Origin of the sequence: Streptomyces spongiae, assembly GCF_009377185.1 — a bacterium.
Taxonomy (GTDB): Bacteria; Actinomycetota; Actinomycetes; order Streptomycetales; family Streptomycetaceae; genus Streptomyces; species Streptomyces spongiae.
The window spans coordinates 1-7522 of sequence record NZ_VJZC01000495.1 but is presented as its reverse complement, the minus strand read 5'-3'; the positions used below and the strand labels follow the sequence as shown (position 1 = coordinate 7522).

5 protein-coding genes and 1 pseudogene are annotated in these 7522 nt (G+C 73.2%); 1 reads left to right on the top strand and 5 read right to left on the bottom strand.

All coding sequences use genetic code 11. The features are described 5' to 3' along the window. The 5 genes and pseudogenes from FNH08_RS39385 to FNH08_RS39365 all read right to left on the bottom strand — a co-directional run. Nucleotides 1-709 (bottom strand): annotated as a pseudogene (locus FNH08_RS39385) (hypothetical protein); the annotation flags it as partial. Continuing rightward, complete coding sequence (locus FNH08_RS39380; RefSeq protein WP_152776328.1) at nt 706-3612, bottom strand: DEAD/DEAH box helicase; 2907 nt, start codon at nt 3610-3612, stop codon at nt 706-708. The gene FNH08_RS39380 and the pseudogene FNH08_RS39385, both read right to left, overlap by 4 nt. A 105-nt stretch (nt 3613-3717) precedes the next feature. Further along, on the bottom strand, nt 3718-4296 hold the full coding sequence (locus tag FNH08_RS39375) for a sugar kinase (protein WP_152776327.1): 579 nt from the start codon (nt 4294-4296) through the stop codon (nt 3718-3720). After that, on the bottom strand, nt 4293-5438 hold the full coding sequence (locus FNH08_RS39370) for an ROK family glucokinase (RefSeq protein ID WP_152776326.1): 1146 nt from the start codon (nt 5436-5438) through the stop codon (nt 4293-4295). Before FNH08_RS39370 ends, FNH08_RS39375 begins: the two co-directional genes overlap by 4 nt. 160 nt (nt 5439-5598) lie before the next feature. Then, nucleotides 5599-6336 (bottom strand): GntR family transcriptional regulator, encoded by a 738-nt coding sequence (locus FNH08_RS39365; protein ID WP_322726207.1) that lies wholly within the window; start codon nt 6334-6336, stop codon nt 5599-5601. Nucleotides 6337-6465: 129 nt separating this feature from the next. Between FNH08_RS39365 and FNH08_RS39360 the strand changes: the two genes are divergently transcribed. Continuing rightward, nucleotides 6466-7476 (top strand): Gfo/Idh/MocA family protein, encoded by a 1011-nt coding sequence (locus FNH08_RS39360; protein ID WP_152776324.1) that lies wholly within the window; start codon nt 6466-6468, stop codon nt 7474-7476. The last annotated feature ends 46 nt before the right edge of the window (nt 7477-7522 follow it).

The window sequence follows — 7522 nt, the reverse complement described above, 5'->3', positions numbered from 1 at the left end:
GGGGTAGGTCGCGGTGTGGTGGGGGTACTTCGTGGTGCTGCGGTGGTTCGTCGTGGTGCTGCGGTAGTTCACCGTGGCGCCCCGGTTCGTCGGGGTCGCGCCGTGGTTCATCGTGTGGTGCCGGTGGCGCGTCGGGGTGCCTGTCCGCTGCCTGATCCGGCTCGTCGGCGGTGGGCGGCTCGTCGGCGGTGGGCGGTTCGAAGGCGGCCGCGAGCACTTCCCGCAACTCCCGGACACGACCGCCTCGTTCCTGGCTGTCGGGGTTCCGCCTCGCTCCGGTACGCGGCGACGCGGGGCGGGAGGTGCGGCGCGAGGGCTTGGCCTCCTCGTCCTTGGTGTCCGAGCGCCCCCGCCGGGCCGCACGCAACGCCTCGCGGGCGATGTCGCCGGGGCGCGTGGCCGGAGCCGTGTCCGGCGAGGAGGTGTCCGGCGCGGCAGCGTGCGGCGCGGCAGCGTGCGGCGAGGCGGTGTCCGGCTCCGCGGTGACGCCTGTGGCCCGTGGTGCTCCGGAGCCCTCCGCCTCCCCGTGCGCCCGCTCCGCGCGTACGGCCCGCCGCAGCGCCTCCCTCGCCGCGTCGCCCGGCCGCGCCTCCCGCTCCGTGGGCGGCTCGGCCTCGCGCTCGTCCCGTTCGGGCGCATCCCGTTCGCGGGCGGCCCGCAGCGCCCGGCGAGCGGCATCGGCCGGCCGTGAGCCCTGGGATTCGTTCATGACGTCCTCCGCAGAGACACCAGGTCGGACAGCTCGCGGTCCGTCAGCTCGGTCAGAGCCGACTCGCCGGAGCCGAGGACGGCGTCGGCGAGGGCCCGTTTGGACTCCAGCATCTCGGCGATGCGGTCCTCGACGGTGCCCTCGGTGATGAGGCGGTGGACCTGGACGGGCTGGGTCTGGCCGATGCGGTAGGCGCGGTCGGTGGCCTGCTCCTCGACGGCCGGGTTCCACCAGCGGTCGAAGTGGATCACGTGGCCCGCCCGGGTGAGGTTCAGGCCCGTGCCCGCCGCCTTGAGCGAGAGGACCAGGACGGGAGTGGCTCCGCTCTGGAAGCGGTCCACCATCCGCTCGCGGTCCTTGACCGGGGTGCCTCCGTGCAGGAGCTCCACGGGGATCGCGCGCGTGGCGAGGTGCGCGGTGATCAGGCGGGCCATGCCCACGTACTGGGTGAACACCAGCGCCGAGCCGTCCTCCGACAGGAGGGTGTCCAGGAGCTCGTCCAGCAGGGCGAGTTTGCCGGAACGGGCCGGCAGGCGATCGGTCCCGTGGGGCTGCCCCTGGGTCTCCTCCTTCAGGTACAGCGCCGGGTGGTCGCAGATCTGTTTGAGCGCACCCAGGAGTTTCAGAACCAGGCCCCGGCGCGCGATGCCGTCCGCCGTCTCGATCGCGAGCATCGACTCGCGCACGACCGCCTCGTACAGCGCGGCCTGTTCGCGGGTCAGCGGCACCGGGTGGTCCGTCTCCGTCTTCGGCGGGAGTTCGGGGACGATGCCCGGGTCGGACTTCTTGCGGCGCAGGAGGAAGGGGCGGACCAGGCGGGCGAGGCGCTCGATCGCCTCCTCGTCCTCGCCGTTCTCCACGGCGCGTGCGTGGCGGGCGCGGAAGGACTTGAGGGGGCCCAGCAGGCCGGGTGTCGTCCAGTCGAGCAGGGCCCAGAGCTCCGAGAGGTTGTTCTCGACGGGGGTGCCCGTGAGGGCCACGCGTGCGGGCGTCGGGATGGTCCGCAGCGCTTTCGCGGTCGCCGAGTAGGGGTTCTTGACGTGCTGGGCCTCGTCGGCGACCACCATCCCCCACGGCTGCTCGGCCAGCGTGGCCGCCGCCGACCGCATCGTGCCGTAGGTGGTGAGGACGAAACCGCCGTCCAGGTCGTCCAGGGTGCGGTCCGGGCCGTGGTAGCGGCGGACCGGGACGCCGGGTGCGAAACGGGTGATCTCCCGCTGCCAGTTGCCCAGCAGGGACGCGGGGCAGACGACGAGGGTCGGCTCGCGGCGGGCACGGCGCAGGTGCAGCGCGATGACCGTGATCGTCTTGCCGAGACCCATGTCGTCGGCGAGACAGCCGCCCAGACCGAGGTTCGTCATGAGGTCGAGCCAGGCCAGGCCCCGGAGTTGGTAGTCGCGCAGGCGGGCGGCCAGTCCAGTGGGAGGCTCCACGGTCCCCACGCCGGCCGTGAGCCGGTCCCGCAGCACGGCCAACGCACCCACCGGTACCGCCTCCACCGTCTCCCCGTCGACCTCCGCGCTGCCGGTGAGGGCTGCGGAGAGTGCGTCGACCGGGTCCAGCAGGCCGAGTTCGCGCTTGCGGGCCTTGCGGACGAGGGCCGGGTCGACGAGGACCCACTGGTCCCGCAGCCGGACGACCGGACGGTGGGCCTCGGCCAGGGCGTCCATCTCGGCCTCGGTGAGCGGATCGCCGCCGAGTGCCAACTGCCAGCGGAACTGCAGTAGTTCCTCACTCTCGAAGAAGCCCGTGCCGTCCGTGGCCGAGCCCGGCGCGGGCCGGACCACGGCCGCCGCACTCAGGTCCTGCGCCAGGTCCCGCGGCCAGTGCACGGCGACGCCGGCCGCGCCGAGCCGGGTGGCCGCGACGCCCAGCAGGTCGGACAGCTCCTCCTCGGAGAGGGCGAGGACGTCCGGCACGTCCTGCTCGGAGAGCCGCTCCAGGGGCGGCCAGACGCGGGCCGCCCGGCGAACGGCGAGGGCGGCGTCCACACGCGCGCGGGGACCGAAGGCCGCATCCGCGTCCCCCGACCACAGGGCAACCGCGTCGACGACGAGGGTGGGGTCGGCGAGGCTGTGCACCTGGACGACGGCCGCACCGGCCCGCCGTGCGCCCTCGCCGTCGTCGAAGAGGTCGTACGCCGACAGGTCGAGCCGCAATGAGATCCGCACGCCCGCGTCCATGCCCGCGGCGACCTCCGCCGCCCAGTCCCGCGCCCCGGGCAGCCGCTGCGGACCGGCCGCCGCGAACGGCCTGCCCGAGGTGTACGGCGCGGCCGGGGTACGGGGCAGCGTGTCGGCGACCGCGTCGAGGAAGGACCGCATCAGCGCCTCCGGCTCCGGCAGGCGCAGGGGGCCCTTCCCGGGGAGCGGGACGGCGTGGCCCTCGTACGGCAGGGCCGCCGCCACCGCTCTCAGGTGCGCGATGTCGTCCGGGTCGAGCGGTCCCGCCCGCCACGCGTCGTGTCCCTGGGCCGTGAGCCCCGGCAGCAGCCGCCCCCGCCCGACGAGCCGCAGGGCGTGCAGCGTCGCGGCGCCCCAGCAGGCCGTGGCGGGATGCGCGGCGGGATCGCGGCGGGCCCGGGCGAGCAGCGGCAGGGCCTCGCCGACCGGGAGGGTCACGGCGGGCACGGTGGCCCTGCGGACTCCGGCGCCGTGCGGTCGTACGACGGTGAGCTCGGCGTCAGGGGCGGACGGCTCGGAACCAGCGCCCCCGCCCGAGTCCCCGGCGGAGGAAGGCACCGGCTCGCCCTCCGGGTCCCAGAAGGCCACCCGACCCTGGCGCGGTAGCGGCGCGGGCAGGAAAACGGCCGCGAGCCGTGCGGAGACGACCCGCGCGTCCGGCGCGTCGTCGGCTCCGGGCGTGACCGCCCCCTCGGCCGTCGCCACAGCCCCGTCCCGCATACGCCCGGTCACCTCCCGCCCGTCAGTCGGATCAGACGTCTCCGACTCTACGGGCGGGGTCTGACAATCGGCGTCGGCGTCCGACCTGGGCTCCATGGGACCGGTTCAGGGAGTGGTCCGCGAGACGACGTACACCATGGGGTGCCGGGGGTTCGAGCGGTTCACGACGATGTCCAGCGTCGGTGTCGGGTTCTTCCGCTCGCGGACGAACCCGAGCCACGGGCCCGGCCCGGTGAGCTCCCAGCCGACGATCCGCCGGTCGCGGGAGTTGATGGCGATCTCGCCCCGTTCGAGGTCGTCGGTGTCGGCGCCGACCTGGGCGATGAACCGCTTCAGGCCCTCGTTGCTGGTGCGGAACTGGACGTAGAGGCGGCTGGTCTTCCAGTTGTTCGTCTCGTAGTACGCCACGTGGTCCGAGTACGGCTGGATGGGCACCTGGTAGACGCGGCGCTGGACACGGGAGGGCCAGCCCGCGGTCAGGCCGGTCGCCGAGTACTTCTTCTCCTTGTCCTTGCCGCTGTCGCGGCTCTGGGCGGCGGAGATCACCAGGTAGCCCGCGGGCACACCGATGAGCAGCACGATGATCAACAGGGTCAGCGCGCGGCGGCGGATCACATGGCGCCTGTCCTCCGGCGGCCGGGGCTCGTCGGGGGAGGCCCCCTGGTGGGGCACGGAAGCGGTCATGCGGAGTCCTGGGTCGGGCGGCGGGCCTCGGCGTACCGTGCGTAGCGCTCGTACCGCTCCACCCGGCGGCGGTTGGCGCGGCGGAAGCGGCGGGCGACGAGCCGGGCGAGGTCCGCGGCGCCGACCATGCCGGCCTCGGGGCCGAGCTGGGCCCGCGCGATCCGGGCCTCGGGCCGGTAGCCGCGGCCGGTGAGATGGCGGCGGAAGGCGTCCCGCGCGGGGACGATGAGCAGGTCGTCGGCGGCCGAGACACCGCCGCCGATCACGAAGCACGACGGGTCGAGGGCCGCCGCGAGGTTGGCGATGCCGACGCCGAGCCACTGGCCGATGTCCTGGAGCAGCTCGATGCACATCGCGTCGCCCTCGCGGGCCAGCTCGGTGATCATCGGGCCGCTGATCTCGGAGATGTTGCCCTTGACGTGCTCGATGATCCCGTACGCCACCGGGGAGTCGGCGGCGGCCAGCTCCTTGGCCTCGCGGACCAGCGCGTTGCCCGAGCTGTACTGCTCCCAGCAGCCGCGGTTGCCGCACGGGCAGCGGTGGCCGCCGGGCACGACCTGCATATGGCCGAACTCGCCCGCGACGCCGTACTTGCCGCGCTTGACCTGACCGTCCTCCAGGATGGCGCCGCCGATGCCGGTGCCGAGCGTGATCATGACGAGGTGGTCCTCGCCGCGGCCGGCGCCGAAGCGCCACTCGGCCCAGGCGGCGGAGTTGGCGTCGTTGTCGACCAGGACGGGCACGGCGAGGCGTCCGGCGAGGCGGTCGCGCAGCGGCTCGTTGCGCCAGGACAGGTGAGGTGCGAACAGCACACGGTTGCGGTCGGCGTCGACCCAGCCGGCCGCGCCGATGCCGACCGCGTGCACGTCGTGCCGGTCGGAGAGGTCCAGCACGAGCTCGACGATGGTGTCCTCGACGACCTTCGGGCTCTTGGACTTGTCCGGGGTCTCCGTGCGGAGCCTCTCCAGGATGTTGCCGTCGGCGTCGACGACGCCGGCCATCACCTTCGTACCGCCGATGTCGATGCCGACCGTGGGTACGCGCGGGGCGGTCAGGTGGGAACGGCGCTCGCGCGTTCCCACGGTCCGCAGGACGGTGGCCCGCGCGGAGCCGCGGTGGGTGAAGTCGCGGTAGGTGCTCATCGGGCCGATTCTGCCGTAACGCTGCCGCTTGGTGCTGCGGGGGGCGCCGTTTGAGGTGGGGTTCGTTTTCGGGTGCAGGTTTGTTGTGGCTGGTCGCGCAGTTCCCCGCGCCCCTAAGAGCCGTGGTCGCGCCCTCGCCCAGCATGGGCCCTCGGCTTTGTTACGAGCGTACTAGCAGCTGGAACTCGAACGAGTAGCGGGACGCGCGGTACGTGTGGGTGCCGTATTCGACTGCTCTGCCCGTGTCGTCGAACGTCGTGCGCTGCATGGTGAGCAGGGGGGCGCCCTCCGGCTCGCCCAGGCGTTCGCCCTCGATGGCGGTGGCCGCGCGGGCGCCGATGGTCTGGCGGGCGCTGTGGAGGGTGATGCCGGCGGCGCGCATCAGCCGGTAGAGGCCGGTCGCCTCGAGTTGGCCGCTCTGCAGGTCGAGCAGTCCGGTGGGCAGGAAGTTGCAGAGGTACGCCATCGGCTCGCCGTGGGCCAGTCGCAGCCGCTCGACGCGGTGCACCTCGCTGCCCTCCCCCACGCCGAGCGAGGCCGCGACCTCGGCGGAGGCGGGGACGAAGGCGTTGGCGAGCACCTGGGTGGCGGGGCGCTGTCCGGCGGCCTCCAGGTCGTCGTACAGGCTGCTGAGCTCCAGCGGGCGTTTGACCTGGCTGTGCACGACCTGGGTGCCGACACCGCGGCGGCGCACCAGAAGGCCCTTGTCGACGAGGGACTGGATGGCCTGGCGGACGGTCGGCCGGGACAGGCCGAGACGGCCGGCGAGCTCGATCTCGTTGCCCAGCAGGCTGCCCGGGGTCAGGGTTCCGTGCTCGATCGCGGCCTCCAGCTGCTGGGACAGCTGGAAGTACAGCGGGACCGGGCTGCTGCGGTCGACGCTGAGCTGGAGCGACACGGTCGGGTCCACTTCTGGTTTCGGCACGGCCCGAGCGTAGCCCCGGCTCTTGTTGACGGGAAGTTGTGTAGTTCGATTGTCCGGACAAACCATTGACACGAAGCTGTGTTCGACCTCAATTTTGTTCCCATGCGCATCGGACTCATAGGTGCGGGTCGCATCGGTACGTTCCACGCGACCACGCTCAGCCGCCACCGCGATGTCGGCTCGCTCATCATCACGGACGTCGACGCCGCTCGGGCCCAGGAGCTCGCGGACCGCCTCGGGGAAACGGCGGCGCCCGGCGTCGACGAGATCTTCACCTGGGGGGTGGACGCCGTGGTCATCACGGCGGCGACCTCGGCCCACGCCGAACTGATCGGTCGGGCAGCACGCTCCGGCCTCCCCGTCTTCTGCGAGAAACCCATCGCGTTAGACCTGCAAGGCACATTGAACGCGCTGTCCGAGGTGGACGCGGCGGGGACCGTGCTCCAGATGGGCTTCCAGCGCCGCTTCGACGAGGGGTACACGCACGCGCGGGACGCCCTGCGGTCCGGTCGGCTCGGGCGGCTGCACACGGTGCGGGCCATGACCGCCGATCAGGAGCCGCCGCCGGCCGCGTATCTGCCGCTGTCCGGGGGGATCTACCGGGACACCCTGGTGCACGACTTCGACGTCCTGCGCTGGATGACCGGGCAGGAGGTCGCCGAGGTGTATGCGACCGGGTCCGATGCCGGGCCGGCGATGTTCCGTGAGGCGGGGGACGTCGACACGGCCGTCGCGGTGCTCACGCTGGAGGACGGGACGCTGGCGACGGCGACGGCCGCGCGGCAGAACGGGGCGGGGTACGACGTGCGTATGGAGCTCGCCGGGGAGCTGGACACGATCGTGGTCGGGCTGGACGACCGGACGCCGATCGCGTCCACCGAGCCGTCCGGGCCGCCGCCGGCCGACAAGCCATGGACCGGGTTTCTGGAGCGGTTCGCGCTCGCGTACGAGGCGGAGGTGGCGGCGTTCGTGGAGGTGGTCCGGGGGGAGCGGGCCAATCCGTGTGACGGCCGCGAGGCGCTTCATTCGCTCCGGATCGCCGAGGCGTGCGAGGTCTCCCGACTGGAGCGGCGCCCTGTTCAGCTCGGGGAGATCGCGGCGGCGCGCGACTGACCGCCGGCGCGCGGCCCGGCTTTTCCTCGCCCCCGCCGCCCCTACC

What these genes read in the sequence shown, in the direction of transcription:
- FNH08_RS39380 (WP_152776328.1), bottom strand. Translation starts at nt 3,612, where the DNA reads ATGCGGGACGGGGCTGTGGCGACGGCCGAGGGGGCGGTCACGCCCGGA.
- FNH08_RS39375 (WP_152776327.1), bottom strand. Translation starts at nt 4,296, where the DNA reads ATGACCGCTTCCGTGCCCCACCAGGGGGCCTCCCCCGACGAGCCCCGG.
- FNH08_RS39370 (WP_152776326.1), bottom strand. Translation starts at nt 5,438, where the DNA reads ATGAGCACCTACCGCGACTTCACCCACCGCGGCTCCGCGCGGGCCACC.
- FNH08_RS39360 (WP_152776324.1), top strand. Translation starts at nt 6,466, where the DNA reads ATGCGCATCGGACTCATAGGTGCGGGTCGCATCGGTACGTTCCACGCG.